Source organism: Zoogloea oleivorans (assembly GCF_008107625.1).
GTDB lineage: Bacteria > Pseudomonadota > Gammaproteobacteria > Burkholderiales > Rhodocyclaceae > Zoogloea > Zoogloea oleivorans.
In genome coordinates this window covers 101,441-120,257 of record NZ_SDKK01000005.1, presented here as the reverse complement: position 1 = coordinate 120,257, position 18,817 = coordinate 101,441, and the positions used below count along the sequence as shown (strand labels likewise).

The 18,817-nt window shown below is 64.2% G+C and carries 16 protein-coding genes; 10 read left to right on the top strand and 6 right to left on the bottom strand.

From position 1 onward, the window contains the following. Nucleotides 1-7 precede the first annotated feature (7 nt). The 7 genes from accC to ETQ85_RS06535 all read left to right on the top strand — a co-directional run bounded on the left by accC (nucleotide 8) and on the right by ETQ85_RS06535 (nucleotide 6,689). On the top strand, nucleotides 8-1,369 hold the full coding sequence (gene accC / locus ETQ85_RS06565; RefSeq protein ID WP_148578253.1) for an acetyl-CoA carboxylase biotin carboxylase subunit: 1,362 nt from the start codon (nucleotides 8-10) through the stop codon (nucleotides 1,367-1,369). Next, a complete protein-coding gene (gene prmA, locus ETQ85_RS06560) occupies nucleotides 1,369-2,271 on the top strand; it encodes a 50S ribosomal protein L11 methyltransferase (protein WP_148578252.1) in 903 nt (300 codons plus the stop codon). The genes accC and prmA overlap by 1 nt, the downstream gene beginning before the upstream one ends. Continuing rightward, on the top strand, nucleotides 2,268-3,569 hold the full coding sequence (locus ETQ85_RS06555; protein WP_148578251.1) for a zinc-ribbon and DUF3426 domain-containing protein: 1,302 nt from the start codon (nucleotides 2,268-2,270) through the stop codon (nucleotides 3,567-3,569). Before prmA ends, ETQ85_RS06555 begins: the two co-directional genes overlap by 4 nt. Before the next feature lie 62 nt (nucleotides 3,570-3,631). Next, nucleotides 3,632-4,567, top strand: a complete 936-nt coding sequence (locus ETQ85_RS06550) for a carbohydrate kinase family protein (protein ID WP_148578250.1) — start codon at nucleotides 3,632-3,634, stop codon at nucleotides 4,565-4,567. A gap of 11 nt (nucleotides 4,568-4,578) precedes the next feature. Next, nucleotides 4,579-5,034, top strand: coding sequence for an outer membrane lipoprotein (locus ETQ85_RS06545; RefSeq protein ID WP_148578249.1), 456 nt, complete (start codon nucleotides 4,579-4,581; stop codon nucleotides 5,032-5,034). Between the two features lie 147 nt (nucleotides 5,035-5,181). Further along, entirely contained in the window at nucleotides 5,182-5,940 is a 759-nt protein-coding gene (locus tag ETQ85_RS06540; protein WP_148578248.1) for a GNAT family N-acetyltransferase, read from the top strand. Between the two features lie 122 nt (nucleotides 5,941-6,062). Then, nucleotides 6,063-6,689 (top strand): lysophospholipid acyltransferase family protein, encoded by a 627-nt coding sequence (locus tag ETQ85_RS06535; protein WP_246128651.1) that lies wholly within the window; start codon nucleotides 6,063-6,065, stop codon nucleotides 6,687-6,689. Nucleotides 6,690-6,692: 3 nt separating this feature from the next. Here ETQ85_RS06535 and ETQ85_RS06530 read toward each other — a convergent pair whose 3' ends face one another. The 6 genes from ETQ85_RS06530 to ETQ85_RS06505 all read right to left on the bottom strand — a co-directional run bounded on the left by ETQ85_RS06530 (nucleotide 6,693) and on the right by ETQ85_RS06505 (nucleotide 13,147). Next, complete coding sequence (locus ETQ85_RS06530) at nucleotides 6,693-7,526, bottom strand: symmetrical bis(5'-nucleosyl)-tetraphosphatase (protein ID WP_148578247.1); 834 nt, start codon at nucleotides 7,524-7,526, stop codon at nucleotides 6,693-6,695. Nucleotides 7,527-7,529: 3 nt separating this feature from the next. Next, nucleotides 7,530-9,419, bottom strand: coding sequence for a polysaccharide biosynthesis protein (locus ETQ85_RS06525; protein ID WP_148578246.1), 1,890 nt, complete (start codon nucleotides 9,417-9,419; stop codon nucleotides 7,530-7,532). Further along, nucleotides 9,416-10,420 (bottom strand): MraY family glycosyltransferase, encoded by a 1,005-nt coding sequence (locus tag ETQ85_RS06520; RefSeq protein WP_222862087.1) that lies wholly within the window; start codon nucleotides 10,418-10,420, stop codon nucleotides 9,416-9,418. The genes ETQ85_RS06525 and ETQ85_RS06520 overlap by 4 nt, the downstream gene beginning before the upstream one ends. Next, on the bottom strand, nucleotides 10,410-11,372 hold the full coding sequence (locus tag ETQ85_RS06515) for an NAD-dependent epimerase/dehydratase family protein (RefSeq protein WP_148578245.1): 963 nt from the start codon (nucleotides 11,370-11,372) through the stop codon (nucleotides 10,410-10,412). The genes ETQ85_RS06520 and ETQ85_RS06515 overlap by 11 nt, the downstream gene beginning before the upstream one ends. Further along, complete coding sequence (locus ETQ85_RS06510; RefSeq protein WP_148578244.1) at nucleotides 11,369-12,241, bottom strand: DNA ligase; 873 nt, start codon at nucleotides 12,239-12,241, stop codon at nucleotides 11,369-11,371. Before ETQ85_RS06510 ends, ETQ85_RS06515 begins: the two co-directional genes overlap by 4 nt. Nucleotides 12,242-12,325: 84 nt before the next feature. Next, complete coding sequence (locus tag ETQ85_RS06505) at nucleotides 12,326-13,147, bottom strand: glycosyltransferase (RefSeq protein WP_246128666.1); 822 nt, start codon at nucleotides 13,145-13,147, stop codon at nucleotides 12,326-12,328. A gap of 208 nt (nucleotides 13,148-13,355) precedes the next feature. On the opposite strand from ETQ85_RS06505, the gene ETQ85_RS06500 reads away from it, so the two are divergent. Genes ETQ85_RS06500 through ETQ85_RS06490 form a run of 3 tightly spaced genes read left to right on the top strand, consistent with a single transcriptional unit; the run spans nucleotide 13,356 to nucleotide 18,774 of the window. After that, nucleotides 13,356-16,358, top strand: a complete 3,003-nt coding sequence (locus tag ETQ85_RS06500; RefSeq protein WP_187394601.1) for a glycosyltransferase — start codon at nucleotides 13,356-13,358, stop codon at nucleotides 16,356-16,358. Then, a complete protein-coding gene (locus ETQ85_RS06495; RefSeq protein WP_187394600.1) occupies nucleotides 16,355-17,644 on the top strand; it encodes a glycosyltransferase family 2 protein in 1,290 nt (429 codons plus the stop codon). The genes ETQ85_RS06500 and ETQ85_RS06495 overlap by 4 nt, the downstream gene beginning before the upstream one ends. Next, complete coding sequence (locus ETQ85_RS06490) at nucleotides 17,641-18,774, top strand: acyltransferase family protein (RefSeq protein WP_148578240.1); 1,134 nt, start codon at nucleotides 17,641-17,643, stop codon at nucleotides 18,772-18,774. Before ETQ85_RS06495 ends, ETQ85_RS06490 begins: the two co-directional genes overlap by 4 nt. The last annotated feature ends 43 nt before the right edge of the window (nucleotides 18,775-18,817 follow it).

Below are 18,817 nucleotides of genomic sequence, written 5' to 3'. Positions count from 1 at the left end.
CATGGCCATGTTCGAGAAGATCCTCATCGCCAACCGGGGCGAAATTGCCCTCCGCGTGCTGCGAGCCTGCCGCGAACTCGGCATCAAGACCGTCGCGGTCCATTCCGAGCCCGACGCCGAGGCCAAGTACGTCAAGCTGGCCGACGAATCCGTGTGCATCGGCCCGGCCTCGTCCACGCTGAGCTACCTGAACATCCCGGCGCTGATTTCCGCCGCTGAAGTCACCGACTCGGAGGCCATCCACCCGGGCTACGGTTTTCTCTCCGAGAACGCCGACTTCGCCGAGCGGGTCGAGCAATCCGGCTTCGTCTTCATCGGCCCCCGCGCCGAAACCATCCGCCTGATGGGCGACAAGGTTTCGGCGAAAGACGCCATGAAGGCTGCCGGCGTGCCCTGCGTGCCGGGCTCCGAAGGCGCCCTGCCGGAAGACCCGAAGGAGATCGTCAAGATCGCCCGTGCCGTTGGTTACCCAGTGATCATCAAGGCGGCCGGTGGCGGTGGCGGCCGCGGCATGCGCGTGGTGCACACCGAAGCCGCGCTGCTCAACGCCGTCACCACGACCCGTTCCGAAGCCGGTGCCTTCTTCGGCAATCCGGTCGTGTACATGGAAAAGTTCCTGGAAAATCCGCGTCACGTGGAAATCCAGATTCTTGCCGACCAGCACGGCAGCGCCATCCACCTGGGCGAGCGCGATTGCTCCATGCAGCGCCGCCACCAGAAAGTCATCGAGGAAGCGCCCGCTCCCGGCATCGAACGCCGCCACATCCTGCGCATCGGCGAGCGCTGCGCCGAAGCCTGCCGCAAGATCGGCTACCGGGGCGCCGGCACCTTCGAATTCCTCTACGAGAACGGCGAGTTCTACTTCATCGAGATGAACACCCGGGTCCAGGTCGAGCACCCGGTCACCGAACTCATCACCGGGGTCGACATCGTGCAGGAACAGATCCGCGTCGCCGCCGGCCAGAAACTGCGTTACAAGCAGAAAGACATCGAATTCCGCGGTCACGCCGTGGAATGCCGGATCAACGCCGAAGACCCGTTCAAGTTCACTCCCTGCCCGGGCAAGATCAGCAACTGGCACGTCCCCGGCGGCCCCGGCATCCGCGTCGATTCCCACGTGTACAACGGTTACACCGTGCCGCAGCACTACGACTCGATGATCGGCAAGCTGATCGCCTATGGCGACACCCGCGATCAGGCCATCCGCCGCATGCGCATCGCCCTGTCCGAGATGCTCGTCGAAGGCATCAAGACCAACATTCCGCTGCACCAGGAACTGATGCTCGACGCCCGCTTCGTCGAGGGTGGCACAAGCATTCACTACCTCGAGCACAAGCTGGCCGGGCGCAACGAAGTGAGCAAAACCTGATGTGGTTATCGGTCATCCTGCAGGCTGACGCCACGCGCGCCGAAGCCCTCTCTGAAGCACTCATGGAACATGGCGCGCTGTCGGTCAGTATCGACGACGCGGACGCCGGCACCGACGCGGAAAAACCCCAGTTCGGCGAACCGGGCATGTCCCCGGCCAGCCTGTGGGACCACAGCCGCGTGGTAGCCCTGTTCGACACCGACACCGACCTCGCCCAGGCCCTGGCTACCGCCTCGGCGGCGGTAGGGCTCAAGACGGTACCGCCCTTCACCATCGAAGAGGTGGAAGAACAGAACTGGGTGCAACTGACCCAGAGCCAGTTCGATCCGATCCGCATCACCGAGCATCTGTGGATCGTGCCCTCGTGGCACGTCGCCCCCGACGCCGGCGCGATCAACCTGGTCCTCGACCCAGGCATGGCCTTCGGCACGGGCTCCCACCCGACCACCCGGCTATGCCTCGAGTGGCTCACCGACAACACCCAGCCCGGCGTCAGCGTGCTCGATTACGGCTGCGGCTCCGGCATCCTGGGAATTGCCGCAGTCAAGCTGGGCGCCGGCGAAGTGACCGGTGTGGATATCGACGAGAAAGCCGTCGAAACCGCGGCCAACAACGCCGCCAGCAACGGTGTCAGCCTGCATCTGCAGGTTTCCGCCAAGCCCCTCGAGGGCACCTTCCAGCGGGTCGTCGCCAACATCCTGACCAATCCGCTCAAGATGCTGGCACCACTGCTGGCCGCCCGCGTCGCCCCCGGCGGACGGCTCGCGCTGTCAGGCGTACTGGAAGCCCAGGCCGAGGATGTCATCGCAGCCTACGCGCCCTACATCGCCCTCACGGTCGGCGCCACCTTTGACGGCTGGGTGCGCCTGCAGGGCGAACGGCCGGAACAAGCGGTGTCATGATCCTCGCGCGCTGCCCGGCGTGCTCCACCACCTTCCGGGTGCGCCCCGAGCAATTGAGCGCGCGTCAGGGACGAGTGCGCTGCGGTCAGTGCAATCATGCCTTCAACGCGCTGGAGTCCGTCGTCGACGAAAGTCCGCTCGCCGACGCGACACCCGCGCCAGTCATCCTGCCCACCGGCATCGAAACATCCCTCTTCGTTCTCGAAGAAAAACTGCCGGACGAAGAAGTTCCGCCCCCCGTGGAAGCCACGGTCAGCGACGATTACACCTGGCCGCCCGAGATCGACGCACCCGCCGAAGCGACCGAGCCCGCGGCGCCTCTGGCCATAGACATCCCGCCACTGCCCCCCGTCGACACCGAGTTCCCGAACGAGCCGCCCACGTTTCTCCTTCAGGAGGACACCGAGCCGGAATTCCGGGAGGAACCCGCCTTCGCCGCACACCAGGACGACGCAGAGTGGCTGGAGCCCACCGGGGAAATCGGCGCAGAAGCCGCACAGGAATGGCCGCCGGCGGACACCGAAGCCGAAGACATCTTCGCCCCGGCCATGGAATTTCCGCTCCCCGACGACGAAACACCGCGGGCGATCGAAGAGGTTCCCGCCCCCCAACCTTTCGAAACAGCGCCGCCCCTGCCGGACACCCACCAAGGCCCGGTGGATTTCGACGCCCTGATCCACACCCGGGACGTCACCCAGCCACTCATAAGCCCGCTCGCCAGACCCCATCGGAGCGATGAACCTGCGCTGCCGATTGAGGAGGAGCCCGAAGAAGACCCGGCTGACGCACCCGCCGTCAGCGAGGAAAGCGGTGTCTCACCGGCCCTCAGGCAGGCCGCGTGGTCGGCGGGCGCAACACTGCTGTTCCTCGCCCTGCTCGCCCAGGGGGTTCTGGTCTTACGCGACGAGATCGTCCAGTCCACACCGCAGATGCGGCCCTTCATGGAAAGCCTGTGTGCCGGCCTGGGCTGCGAGCTCCCCCTGCCCCGCGACCCCGCCGCCATCGCCATCGAAAGCTCCGACATCCAGCCCGACGCCGGCCGGGAAGCCTTCTTCACGCTGCATGCCACCCTGCGCAATCGAGCTGAATTCCAGCAAGCCTGGCCGCACCTCGAAATCACGCTCACCGATGCCCGCGACAAGGCCCTCGTCCGACGCGTCCTAGAACCCATTCAGTGGCTGCCCACCGACGCCCCCAGGGATGCTTTCCCGGCACGGCGCGAAGTGGTCACACGGGTCACCTTTGAAGCACCGGGTGTGGCGGCAGCAGGTTATCGCGTGTACGCCTTTTACCCCTGACCGGCCGGGGGAAACGAGCGTCTCCCCCGGCCGCAATCCATTCGCCCAATTGCCCTGCGCCCATGTCCACACTTATCTGCGGCTCCATCGCCTTCGACTCGATCATGGTGTTCCATGACCGCTTCAAGAACCACATCCTGCCCGAGCAGATCCACATCCTGAACGTCTCCTTCCTCGTGCCGGAAATGCGGCGCGAGTTTGGCGGCTGTGCCGGCAACATCGCCTACAACCTGCAATTGCTCGGTGGCGAAGCCCTGATCATGGCCACCGTTGGCGACGACGCGGCACCCTACCTGGAGCGCCTGGACCGCCTCGGCCTGTCCCGCACCCACGTCACCCAGGTACCCGGCAGCTTCACGGCCCAGGCCTTCATCACCACTGACCTGGACGACAACCAGATCACCGCCTTCCACCCCGGAGCGATGGTCCACTCCCACCTCAACAAGGTGGAGCACACCCAGGGCGTGACGCTGGGCATCGTCTCGCCGGATGGCCGCGATGGCATGCTCGAACACGCCCGCCAGTTCGCCGAGGCCGGCATCCCCTTCGTTTTCGATCCAGGCCAGGGCCTGCCCATGTTCAACGGCGAAGAACTTCTCGCCTGCCTGCAACTGGCCGACTACTGCACGGTCAACGACTATGAAGCGCGCCTGCTGTGCGAACGCACCGGTCGCACCATCGAATCCCTGGCCGACGAGGTAAAGGCTCTGATCGTGACCCGCGGTGGAGAAGGCTCGGAGATCCACACCGACGGACGCAAGATCGACATTCCCTGTGCTGCTGCAGGCCGCCTCGAAGACCCGACCGGCTGCGGAGATGCCTACCGAGCCGGTCTGCTCTATGGCATCGAGCAAGGCCTCGACTGGGAACAGACCGGGCGCCTTGCCTCCCTGATGGGTGCCATCAAAATAGCCCACCGCGGCGGGCAAAATCACGCCCCCAGCCGGGACGAAATCGGCGATGCCTATCGGACAGCCTTTGGATCAACCCTGTGGTGAAAGGAAGAAAAATGCGAGTTCTCAATCTGACCTTGGCCCTGCTGGCCGCCGTGACTGTCACGGGCTGCGCTTCCGGCCTCGGCGGCGGAGACTACGAACGGGCTGAAACCCGACGCGTCATGAATGTGCGCATGGGCGTCATCGAAAGCGTCCGTCTGGTCAAGCTGGAAGGCACCAACTCGCCAATCGGCACCCTCGGCGGCGCAGCGGTTGGCGGCATCGCCGGCAGCACGGTGGGCGGCGGCAAGGGCTCCGCCATTGCCGCCGTAGTGGGCGCGGTGGTTGGCGGCATGGCCGGCGCGGCCGCCGAAGAAGGCATGACCCGCAAGCAGGGCGTGGAAGTCACCGTCAAGATGGACAACGGGGAAATGCTGGCGATCATCCAGGAAGACGGCGGCGAAGGCTTCAAGCCCGGCGAACGAATTCGCCTGCTGCAGGACGGCCGCACCACCCGCGTGACTCGCTGAGCGACATCTCGCAGCGCCAGAAAGGGGGCCGTCATGGTCCCCTTTTTTCATGCGGGGCGGCTGTGCGTCACATACCCGTAACCACCCCTTCACGGCGTCGCAACGCAGCATTTCCACAATGCGCGGAAACCCAACGAGGATTCCGCCATGCTGCACAAGGAACAACAAGTCGCCCACCGCCCCGGTCGCAACCTGCACGTGGGCCTTGCCAGCTGCCCCACCGAGATACTGGAGGCCCAGAAGCTGCGCTACCGGGTATTCGCCGACGAAATGGGTGCCCGCCTGCCGAGCCGCACGCCGGGTGTGGATCGCGACCTGTATGACGCCTTCTGCGATCACCTGATCGTGCGTGACGAGGACGCCGGACGCATCGTCGGTACCTATCGCATCCTGTCGCCAAGCGCCGCGCGGGAAGTGGGCAGCTACTATTCCGAGAGCGAGTTCGACCTGACCCGCCTGCGTCACTTGCGCGAGCGCATGGTGGAGATCGGCCGCTCCTGCATCGATGCCGACTACCGTTCCGGCGCCGTCATCACCCTGCTGTGGGCTGGTCTCGCCCGCTACATGCTTGAGAACAACTACGACTACCTGACCGGCTGCGCCTCGATCAGCATGGCCGACGGCGGGCACACGGCGGCCAGTCTGTATAATCGTCTCAAGGAAGAGCATCTCTGCCCCCTCGAGTACCGCGTTTTCCCGCGTACCCCGCTGCCCCTTCAGGCCTTGCGCCAGGATCTCGACGCCGACACGCCGCCCCTCATCAAGGGTTACCTGCGGGCCGGTGCCTGGATTTGCGGCGAACCGGCCTGGGATCCCGATTTCAACACGGCCGACCTGCCCATCCTGCTGCCGGTTTCCCGGCTCGATGCCCGCTACGCCAAACACTTCATGGGACGCAAGGACTGAAACCCGCCAGCCCCACCCACCGCCTCACGCGCTTTATCCGCTACGCCCGCCTGGCAGGTCACCTGCTGCACGGGCTTGGCACCACGGCGCTCAGCTACCCGTTCATCACGCCCACCCGCCAGTTGCGCTTCAAGCAGCGCTGGTCGGCCCGGCTACTGAAAATTCTCGGCGTGCGCCTGGTCACCGACGCGCCCTTCGTCGACCCGGGAAGCCTGCTGGTCGCCAATCACATCTCCTGGCTGGACGTCTTCGTCATCAACGCCGCCTATCCGGCCGCCTTCGTCTCCAAGGCAGAAGTCCGGAACTGGCCGCTGATCGGCTGGCTGGCCTCACGAAACGAAACGGTCTTCCTGCGTCGGGGCAGTCGCGGCCACGCGAGAATCGTGAACGCCGAAATCGGTGCCCTGCTGGGCCGCCAGCGCCATGTGGCGATTTTTCCGGAAGGCACCACCACCGACGGCAGCCATGTGCTGGGTTTCCATGCGGCGCTGCTGCAGCCGGCCATCCGGGCCGGTGCGATAATCCAGCCGCTGGCCATCGCCTACCGCCTGCCGGATGGCAGCTTCACGCGCGCCGCCGCCTACGACGACGACGTGAGCCTGCTGGAATGCATCAGGGCCATTGTTGCGGAACCGGAGATCGTGGCGCGGATTCGCGTCGCGCCGCCCATGCCGACGATCGACCTGCCGGATCGCCGGGCCCTCGCCCACGCCGCCCGGGAGGCGATCGTGGCACGCCTCGAAGACTAGGATTCAGGACGGCTTGAGCTTGCCGTGGGTCAGGCCCGGGCAGGCCACCTGGAACACCTTGCGGTCCTCCAGACGCACCGCCGTCAGTTCGCGCCCCCACAGGCAACCGGAATCGAGCGCCAGCAGGTTGGACTCGATGCGCAGCCCGAGAGCCGACCAGTGGCCGAACACAACCGGTGTATCCACGCTCTTGCGGCCCGGCGCCTCGAACCAGGGAATGTAACCCTTGGGCGCCTTCGACACTTCACCCTTGACCTTGAAGTCCATGACGCCATCCGGCGTACAGAAGCGCATGCGCGTCATGGCATTGACGATCACCCGCATGCGCTCGTAGTCCTGCAGGTCATCGCGCCAGGCGGCGGGCTCGCTGCCCCACATGTGATTGAGCAGATCCACGTGATAGGGCCCGGCCAGTGCGCCCTCAACCTCCCGCGCCAGCGCCCGGGCCTGGGGCACGGTCCAGCCGGGCAGCAGCCCCGCATGCACCATCGCAAAACCATTCTCCACGTGCATCAGGGGGCGGGTGCGCAACCACCCAAGGAGTTCCTCCCGGTCCGGCGCATCGAGCACGCTCTGAATGGTGTCATCCTTGCCCCGGCTGCGGACGCTCCCGTAGGCCACCATCAGCAGGTAGATGTCGTGATTGCCAAGCACCGTGACCGCCGCCGTCCCCAGATCACGCACAAAGCGCAGGGTCTGCAGGGAGTCAGGGCCGCGGTTCACCAGGTCGCCGACCAGCCACAGACGGTCGTGGGACGGGTCGAAGGCAACCCTTTTGAGAAGGGCCGTCAGGGATGTGAAACAGCCCTGGATATCGCCGATTGCATAAGTGGCCATGGGTCAGGCTCGGTGTCCGGTACGTGGTTCTTGGTTATCCACGACCTGCAGCTGGGGCGTGACGGGGTAGGACGGGGCATATTCGGGCACCCAGCGGCGCAACTCGCGCCGCACTTCGGCGGCACCAACAGCCCGGCGCTGGCGCAACCACTGGAGCAGGGCATCCAGCCAGCCCTCGTCCACGGCCTGAGCCCGGGCGATACGCAGCTTGGGATGGTGCGTGGCACGCGTCTGCTCGGCATCGGCGAGCACTTCTTCATACAGCTTCTCGCCGGCACGCAAGCCGGTAAAAACGATCCGGATCTCTTCTTCCGAATGCCCGGAAAGCCGAATCATGTCGCGGGCCAGTTCGGCTATCTTGACTGGCTCGCCCATGTCGAGCACGAAGATTTCGCCGCCCAGCCCCATCGAGCCGGCCTGCAGAACCAGCTGGGCGGCCTCGGGAATCGACATGAAATAGCGGGTGATGTCGGGATGGGTCACCGTCACCGGCCCGCCAGCGGCAATCTGCTCCTGGAACTTGGGAATCACACTGCCCGCACTGCCCAGCACGTTACCGAAACGGACAATCTCGAACTGCGTCTTGCCATGGCTGGACAGGGACTGGCAGATCTGTTCAGCCAGACGCTTGGTAGCGCCCATCACATTGGTGGGATTGACCGCCTTGTCGGTGGACACCAGCACGAAACGGGCAACCCCATAGGCCACCGCGCTGCGCGCCATCTGCCAGGTTCCGAGGGCGTTGTTGCGCACTGCCTGCCAGGCGTTGTCGTCCTCCATCAGCGGTACGTGCTTGTACGCGGCGGCATGAAAGATCACGTGGGGGCGATAGCGGCACAACACGTCATCCACCCGAACCGCATCCTTCACGTCACCGGCCAGGGCGACAACCTGAATGGACGGAAAATTCGCAGCGAACTCTTCGGTCATCCGGTACAGGGCAAACTCGTTCATTTCGAAGCACACCAGCAGCGATGGCTCGAAACAGGCGATCTGGCGACACAGCTCCGAACCGATGGAGCCACCGGCGCCGGTCACCATGACCACCTTGTCGCGCAGATATTCGCGCACATCCGCGGTGTTGATATGCACCGGATCGCGCCCGAGCAGATCCTCCACATTCACCTGACGCACCTCGCTGACGCTGACCCGCCCGGTCATCACGTCGGCAATGGCCGGCACGATCAGCGCCTTGACGCCGGCCCGGACGCAGGCACTCGCCACCGCCCGGCGTACCTCGTGACGCTCGCTGGGCATGGCGATGATGGCATGACCGATGCGCAACTCTTCGGCAACCCGTTCCAGATCGGCGATCACGCCCAGCACCTTGCAGCCGTAGATCTCGCGGCCCTGGCTGGCACGATTGTCGTCGAGCAGACCAACCACCCGCCATTCCGCCGAGCGCGACAGCTCGCGTACCAGCGTGACCGCGGCATCCCCCGCGCCCAGCACGATCACCGGCTTGCCCAGCGCACGCAGGCCACCGTAAAGACGGAATTCCTTCCAGGTCCGGTAGAGGGCCCGCGAGCCCCCCATGTACATCGCCAGCAGCAGCGGCTGCAGCAGGAAAACCAGCCGGGGCACGGCAAGGGAATAACGCACAGCCACCACCACCACCAGCGGCGTCAGCACCGCGGCAACAGCGACCGCGCGGGCGATCCGGAGCAGATCTGGCAGGCTGGCAAATACCCACACACCGCGGTACAGGCCGAAGGCACGCAGCAACAGGCCCTGCACGACAAGCGTGACGCCGATACCCACACCAAAGGCCGGCAGAAACTCTTCCGGGATCGCGAAATTGAAGCGAATCAGATAAGCCAGCCACCAGGTCAGCCCAACCCCGATCACATCCGACAGGTACACCAGCAGTGGGTGATAGGGTTTGCTAATCAAGGTCTTGGCGCCCCGGTTGCCTCATGACGGCGCCAGGCGCGATCAATCAGGAAGCCCAGGATCAGGTAGATGAATAACCATATTGTAATGATGCCGCACTGCAGCGAAAACCCCACCCGCAAAATCCCGAGTGCAGACAACGCCACACCGAGCATCAAACCGTAAGCCGACAAGGCCGTACCACGATGTCCCAACCCCATCTGCACCATGCGCTGGTAGTAATGAGTCCGGTGGGCCTGCCAGACTCTTTCGCCGCGCCGGGCACGCTGCAGCAGGGTAACCGTCGCATCCACGATGAACGGCGAGAACACCAGCAGCGGAAACCACGAGGGCCAGGCACCCGCCTCACAGCCCACCAGGCCAAGCGCGCCGGCCAGAAAACCCAGCGGTACCGACCCCACGTCCCCCATGAAGATGCGGGCCGGATGAAAGTTGAAGCACAGAAAACCCGCCGCAGCGGCCGCGATTCCGGCACAGACCCAGGCCAGCGGCGCCTCTCCGGCCAAACCCGCGGCAACGGCGAAGGCGCTGAAGCCGAACACCGCCATGCCACCGGCCAGACCGTCCGAACCATCCATGAAGTTGTACAGATTGGCCATCCACACCAAACCAACGAGGAACAGCCCGCCCGCCAGCCAGCCGGATGTCGGCCCGGTCATCACCAGAAATCCGCCCGCCACCAGCAACTGGGCCAGCAGACGTACACGCGCCGACACACTGCGCCGATCATCCACCAGCCCCAGCGCGGCCAGCAGCAGCGCCCCCACCAGAGCAGCCCCGACAGACCTGTCCAGGCCACCGCTCACCGCACTGGTCAAGCCACTGGCCACAACACCCGTCATCACCCCGACACCCCCTGTGCGCGGCGTCGGCCTTGCGTGCAGGGAGCGCGCATTCGGATGATCGAGAAAATGCAGCCATGAACCAGGCCGACAGCACAGCCAGGTCACCCCCCAGGCAACGGCAAAGGCCAGCAGCGGCCCGATATATTCAAGGCGCACCGAGCATCTCCCGCAATCCGTCCACCAGGCCGACTTCGGCCCGCCAGCCCAGCTCGGCCTCGATGCGGGCCGGCGAGTAGCAGGCCGAACCGAGCAGACGATCCAGCGCCTCGCTATCGAGGGGCATCCGCCGGCCCGACAGCGAGGCGATCAGATCCCCCAGGCGGGCCACGCTCGCCAGCCCCCAGCGGGGCACGGCCCAGGCCACCGGCTTCATCCCGAGCACGACCCGCAGCGCATCGTAAAGACCGCGCCCTGACGGCGTGTCCGGGTGCGCCACGATGTAGGTCCGCCCTGCCGCGCGGGGCTCGGCGGCCACCCGGCGCAACACCGCCACCACATCGGCGACATGGACCAGGGAGCGCCGGTTGGCAGTTTCCGGCAAGGGCGGAAAGACCCCGCGACGCACCAGCGCGGCCATTCGATCAAGATTGCCGCGGCCACCGGCGCCATACACCATGGCCAGACGCAAACAGGTAACGCGCATGGCGTAACGCTCGCCAGCCAGCAGCAGCGCATCCTCGGCGGCCCGCTTGGCGCAACCATAGGCCGACTCCGGCGGCACCGGCCAATCCTCGTCGATGCAGGCCTCGCCGGGCTCGCCCAGCGCCTTGACGCTCGAAAGAAAGACCAGGCACTGCACGCCGGCACGTCCCGCCGCTTCGGCGAGAGCCCGGCTGCCTTCGTAATTGACCTGCCAGTGGCGCGCCTCCTCGGCCTCAGTGAGGGCATCAAAGGCATGGGCGTGACCTGCGCAGTGAAAAACCGTCGTCACACCGGCGCAAGCCGCATCAAGGGCGGCCGGATCAGCCAGATCGCCGCTCACCTCATCCGGCCCGACCGGCTGCCCGCGGGTCAACACACGCACACGCAGACCATCGGCCCGCAAGGCGACAACAAGCCGGCGGCCGATAAAGCCGCGTCCTCCGGTAACCAGCACAATCCCGCTCAAAAAGCCTCCCGACGACGCAGATAGCTGGCAAAGCGCGGCACGCCATCTTTCGTCAACGCCCGATACTGAAAGCTCACCAGCGTACCCACCGGCGGAGGCGCACGGCGCACGGCATCGCTGAAGCCGGTGCCGATCTCGAAGCGCACGCCTTCGGCAGTTTCCACCTGCAACGCCCCCATCATGCCGGTCAGCCGCCCCTGGCCCGGCAAATGGGCAATCACCGTCGCCTCGGCATCGAACAGGGGCTTGAGTTTGAGGAGCGCCTCGTTGCGGCCGGTGAGATAAGGCGCATCGGCCCGGTGCAGCATCAGGCCCTCACCGCCGCTGCCCACCACTTCATCGAGCTTCGCCTGCAAGGCTGGCCGATCGGCCACGCGAAACTGCTCGACAGCCTGCAGCCACGGCACATCGACACGGGCCACGATGCGGCGAATGTGCTCGATACGTTCGGAGAAAATCCCGGCACCACCAGGCTGCTCGAAAATCATGTATTTCACCCGCCGCCAGTCTTCGTCCCGCGCCTGCTTGCGGCGCACGATGCCGGACAGTTGATCAAAATGGCCACGGCCAATCCACAACTCCCCATCGAGGGGCTCGGGCGGCAAGCCGGCGACAAACCAGGCCGGCGCGTGCACCGGGCGACCGCTGCGAAAGCGCAACGCATGACCATCCCAGACCGCGCGGACACCATCGAGTTTCTCACTGACCCAATAGCGGGTCACATCGACATCGCCGCGCAGGACTTCGGCGAGGAGCAATGGTGGCGCCTCGGGGCCCGCCTTGGCCAGCACACAGGACGGGCCGGCCAGCGCCAGAAGCAATGCTGCGGCACAGAGCCAGGCCCGGCTTCGCGGTCTTGAAGAATTCATCAGGCGCATTTCCAGTCGCACAATCCAAAAAATGACGAGTGGAAATTCTATCGTGCAGCGACGACATCGAATACCACAAAGGCATCAGATGTCGGCCCCCTTCACGGGCGTTTTGCGGCGCGGATCAAAACGGGACAGAAAACGATAGGCCGGATGCCGTAAAGGGGTGGGCAACACGGCCCGCAGCAGGGGTACGAAACATGCCAGCCGCTTCCACACAGGCATACCCAGCAGACAGGCGCCCCGATACCCGGTCATCGCGCGCTCGAAAGCATCGCCAAAGGAATGACGAAGATGGCTGGTCTGGTCGAAACGATGCAGGATCAGCGCTTCCGGCAGATTCGCAAAGCGCAGGCCCGCCTTCGCACAGCGAAACCACAAGTCATAATCCTCGCTCCGCCGAAGGTCGGTCCGATAAGCGCCGACGGCGAGAATCCTGCTGCGCCGGTAAATCACGCTCGGATGAATGATCGGACAGGCCCACAGGTTCTCCAGAATCTGCTCATGCCCCACCGGCATCGAACGCATTCCGCCGAGCTTGCCGGCAATATCCATCTCTTGGGCGAAGCAGCCAACGACATCGGCCGACTGATCGCCCTCAATGGCCACAAGTTGCCGCGCAAAACGCTCGGGCACGGCAATGTCATCGCTATCGAAGCGCGCAACCACCTCGTTCGCACACTGGCGGAGCCCTTCGTTCAAGGCTGTCGCCAGGCCCACATTGCCCGGCATGACAACCGACTTGATATTGAGCACAGCGCGATACCGCTCGACGACCAGCCGGGCCTCTGCGCTGATCGGCCCGTCTTCCACCAACACCACTTCCGAGGGCTTCAGGGTTTGACGCACCAGGCTCTCAAGCGCTTCCTCGAGATGCCCCACATCGTCGCGCCCGTAAGTGGCCATCAACACCGAAAATCCCATACAGCTCAAACCAGACCTTTCAACCCGATCCCACTCGACAAGTCGCCATTCTTCGCAGCACCCTTACGACAACATGGCACCATCGATTTCTTGTTGGCACAATACATGCCTCCCCATTCGATGCGAAAGCCGATGCGCCGCCCACCCCTCTTCTGCAGCGGTTGGCGGACACAGCCTAATGATAACCCCAGTGAAGACCATCCCCATTGATGTCATCGTACCCATCTATCGGGGCCTGGCCGAAACACGGCGCTGCCTTGAAAGCGTCCTGAACAACGCACAACGCACCCCCTTCGAACTGGTCGCCATCAACGATGCCAGCCCCGAACCGGCATTGAGCGAATGGCTGGAGCAGCTCGCGGCGGAAGGTCGCCTCACGCTCCTCACCAACGAGCGCAACCTGGGCTTCGTCCTCACCGTAAACCGCGGGATGTCCCTGCATCCCGGGCGTGACCTCGTCCTGCTCAACAGCGACACCGAAGTCGCCAACGACTGGCTCGACCGGCTCGTCGCCACCGCGCAGCACAACCCCGCCGCCGGCACGCTGACCCCCTTCTCCAACAACGCCACCATCTGCTCCTATCCCTTCGAGGGCTGGAACGGCGGCGTTCCGGGCACCCTCGGCCTGGCCGGGCTCGACCGTCTGATTGCCGAAACCCTGCCCGGCCGGACCATCGAAATCCCCACCGGGGTTGGTTTCTGCATGTATATCCGGCGAACCTGCCTCGATCAGGTCGGCCTTTTCGACGCCGAGCGCTTCGGCCGCGGCTACGGTGAAGAGAACGACTTCTGCAGGCGCGCCGCAGCGCAAGGCTGGCAAAACCTCCTGGCCGCCGACGTCTTCGTCTTTCACGAAGGCGGAGTCAGCTTTTCTGCAGAACGTGCGACGCTGCAGGAAAACGCCATGAAACGCCTCCTTGAGGCCCACCCGGATTATCTCGACATGATCAGGGCCTTCATCGGTCGCGACCCCATCGCCCCGCTGCGCCAGATGATCGACCGAGCACGTTGCGCCTGCGGCGGCGCCGAGGAAGCCGAGGTACACGCCCAGCACAACGACAGCGCCAGCACAACGGCCAATGAGCAGCAGACGACACAACCACGCCCAGTGCAACTGCACATTAGTCACAGTTGGGGCGGCGGTACCGACCGCTGGATCGCCGACTACTGCCGCACCGATACCAAGCGACGCAACCTGCTATTGCGCTCGGTGAGCCACCGCAACGCAGCAGGATTCCGGCTTGAGCTCGTCGAGCCCGCCGTAGATTACCTCTCGCTACTCACCTGGGACCTGCAACTCCCTATCCGCGCCAGCACACCATCCCACCCGGAATACGCGCGCATTCTGGATGAAGTCATGACCGACTTTCATGTTGGCAGCCTTGTCGTTTCCTCCCTGATCGGACACAGCCTCGAAGCACTCTGCAGCGGCCAGCCGACCATCGTCGTCCTGCACGACCTCTATCCATTCTGTCCCGCCCTGTTCGCCCACTTCGACAACACCTGCACAGACTGTCAGCCCGAACGTCTGGCCGGATGCCTGCGCACCAACTCTCTCAACGTCTTCTGGCACAACACGGTTGATATCGACTGGCACATTCTCCGTCGCGAGTACGCCGCGCACATCGCCCACCCGTCAGTCCAAGTGGTTGCACCCAGCCACAGCATCCACCAACGCTGGGCAGCACTGCAACCCGGCCTGGCCGACAAGCCCTGGACCCGCATCGAGCACGGCCTTGATCCACAACAACTCCCCGCCGGATCAGCACCTTCTACCCGGCCGGACTCACATCGCCCGCGCATTCTCATCCCCGGCCGTCTGGCCCCCCACAAGGGGCTTGGCCTGCTCCGCGAAGCCCTGCCGGCCCTCCTCGACAAAGCGGACATCCTGCTGCTGGGAAGCGGCGACTTCGGTCGCCCCTTCAAAGGCCGAGCTGGTGTAGAGGTCATCGAGAACTATGCACACCACGAACTAGCCGAAATCGTCCGGAACTTCGCACCAGACTGCGCACTACTCGTATCGGTGCTCCCCGAATCCTTCAGCTATACCCTGAGCGAAATGTTCGCGCTCGGAATTCCGGTCGTCGCAACCCGTGTCGGCGCTTTTGCCGAACGCATCGCAGACGGCATCACCGGCGTGCTCGTCGAACCCGAGGCCAAGGCCCTTGCGACGGCTCTCGAACAACTGCTCTCAATGCCCGCTCAGCTTGCAGCCATGCGCCGCACGCTGCAGTCGCACCCACCTCGCAGCAACAAAACGATGGTCGCTGATTACGAAGTGCTCTTGCCGGTGCCCATGGCCAACCCTGCCGACCGGACTGTCGCACGGCGTATCGACAGCCTACGCCGTCGAGCGGAAGAAGACCGGCACGTCCATCATGCCATGACGAATCTGCAGGAAACCGTTCGCAGCCAGCAAGAATGGATTGCGAATCTGGAAGACCGGAATCATCACAGCGAGACACGCCTGCAGGAACTCCTGGCCTCCAACTCCTGGCGACTCTCGGCACCTCTGCGGAGCCTCAGCTTGGCCATACGCAAGAGACCGGCAAACCCTCCTCCTCCACCAGCAGCATTCATACACGCCCCCCATGGCCCATCCCTCCCCCAGCTTGATGCGGCAGGCCGCCGTGAAATCCGGGAACGGGTTCGCCACTGGTTCGGCATTCCCGACCAAGGTTTGATCGTACTGAGCATCGGCACACCACCGGATAAAGCCGTCAGTTCCCGCTACATCCAACTCATCCGTTCAATCACCTCCGCCCGAAACGACATCTGCGCCATACTGGCCGGAAGCACCACAGACGCCACCTGCTGGGACTCCGTGCAGGAAGAAATGTCCACGCTGGTAGCGACCCGGCAACTTTTCTTCGCTGAATCCCTGCACGACCGGGAAGCCTTTCTCCTCTCCGCCGATGCCTTTCTGGCCTACGATGAAGCCAGCTTGCGGCAAAACGGGGAGGCCGCCATCGACGCAGGGCTGTTCATCCTGAGTCCAGCCGACGCCGCCACAACCGCTGACTACCTGCCGGTGGAGCAGTCTCATCACGTCACGCCAGACACCCACGACAGCGCCTGTGCGGCCCTGCTGGCCTGGCTCGACATGGCGCCCTCCCGACGCACCCGGATCATCCTGCGCAGCCGTCAGGTCCTCGACGACACCCAGCAATCGCCTGCGAAACCCACACCGTGAAAACAGCCCCCAAGATCAGCGTGGTCGTCCCCGCCTTCAACCATGAAACCTACGTGGTCGAAGCCCTCGAAAGCGTCCTCGCCCAGAGCCTTGGCGACCTGGAACTGATCGTCATCGACGACGCCTCGCGGGACGGCACCTGGGCAGCCATCCAGTCACTTCGCGACCCCCGCCTCCGCGCCCTTCGCCACGACACCAATCGAGGCGCCCACGCCACCCTCAACGAAGGACTCGCCCTCGCTGGCGGCGATTACCTGGCCATCCTCAACTCCGACGATGCCTTCCACCCCCGACGCCTGGAGCGGATGGTGGACGCCATCGGCGACACACAACGCCTGGCCTTCAGCGACGTCCGCTTCATCGACTCGGATGGCCATCCGGCCCCGGATCACGAGCGCGCGCAAGATCATGCTGCGGCCTGCCGGCTGTGCACCGACCAGCCACCAGCCAGCTGGCTGCTCACCAGCAACCTGGCCATCACCACCTCGAACTTCGTCTTCCCGCGCAAGCTTCTGGAGAAGATCGGCGAATTCTCCGACCTGCGCTACACCCACGACTGGGAATGGGCCCTGCGCGCCAGTGCCACCGAAGCGCCCCTGTGGCTGCGCGAAGAGCTGGTCGACTACCGGGTCCATCCCACCAACACCCTTGCCGAAGACGACGTCTGGCGGCACGTGCACGAAAACGCCTACATCCAGACCCTCGCACTCCGCCAGCACCATCCGGAGCTCGACGCCACCACCGCGTGCACCGCCCTGCTGCGCAACCGCAGCCTTCACCCGGTCTCGACCCTCAGCTTTCTCGTCGCAGCCGCCCACCTGCCCGACCCCGACGCCCTGCGTGCGCTAGCCCGCCAGACCGACGGCAACTGGTTTTTACCCGCCCTCGCCCGCACCAGTGGGCTGGACGAGCGGATTCTTCTGTCGGCCAGAAGCCTGTCCGAACAACAGGCCGCCCTGACGGCTCAGGCCGCCCTGATCGACGAGCGCGGTGCCACCATCAAACAAATGAGCAACACGATCGCGGAGCGGGACATCTGCATCGCCGCCCAGGCAAAACTGATCGAAGAACGCTGGGAAGCCCTTAGCGCCCAAGCGGCCATGCTGGAGCAACGCTGGACCGCCATGGAGCAGATGGGCCACGAGATCCGGCAACGGGATATCGCCATCGCGGAGCGGGACGTCACCATCGAGACGCAGGCTATCGAAATCCGGAACAACCCGTGGAACCGCTGCAAACGGCTGCTGCGGCGCCTGACGACAGCAGGCGGAGTGCATCCCCGATGACCACCAGCGTCTCCTCCTCCAACTCACAGATGCGAAAAAAACGGCTTGAAACCCTTGACATCCTCCGCTTCTTCGCGGCGTCTGCAGTGCTTTTCTATCATTACTATTTCATTGGCCCACTACAGGGATATTGGCCAAAGACACTCTTCATCGATGCAGCGCACTGGGGCGACCTTGGCGTGGACCTGTTTTTCGTGATCAGCGGATTCGTCATTACCCTCACCTCGGAAGGGCGCAGCGCACAAGCCTTCCTCGCAGCCCGGGCAACCCGCCTCTTTCCGGCCTTCGTCGCCTGCTCGGCGATCACGGCCACCATGGCGATCATGCTGCCCGGGATCTCGGCAAACAACATCATTCCGCGCTGGATTGCCACACTGACCTACTTCCCCCAGTTCTTTGGCGTGGAACCCCTGTCATCGGTTTACTGGACACTGGCAATCGAAATCCAGTTCTACGCGCTGGTCGCCCTGTTGATAGCCAGCGGCATCTGGAAAAGCCGCAATGACCAAATCCTGTGGCTGTGGCTGACCATCGCTTTCATCAACCAGTACATCCAGCCCAACATCGGCATCGAGCGGCTCTTCATTCCCGAATATGCCGGACATTTCTGCGCCGGCATCATCCTCTACCGAATCCATACCGGCAATCCACCGCGCTTCACGACAGCAGCCCTGATCGTCTCCTTTGCACTCATTTCGAAGCACGTTCAACACATCGATGAATGGCTTGGCGGCAGCTACCTGCAGTTTTTCCCCAGCCTCGGCATCAGCCTGGCCGGCCCGGTCATCGCGGCACTGGTTTTCATCGCCGCCAAGACACCTCAAATTGGCCCGAACGCCCGCTGGGCTGCCGTCCTTGGAGGAATGAGCTACCCTTTTTATCTGATCCATGCCGACCTGGGATTCTGGGCGCACGCCATATTCGAGCGAAAACTCTTCGCCCTGTTTCCCTCTTTGGTCAAGAATGTCAGCTACTCACTAATGGCAACACTGGCAATCGTGGCATCCGTACTGATCGCCTGGCTCGTCGCCACACGCGTTGAACCAGGCCTGCAGGCACGCATGAAAAAACTAATGGAGGGAACACCGAAAAACGCCGACGCCAGACAGCAGAACACCCATTTTCAATAGCCCGCACGCCACAACCATTCAGATTTAGCTAATTACGTATAAA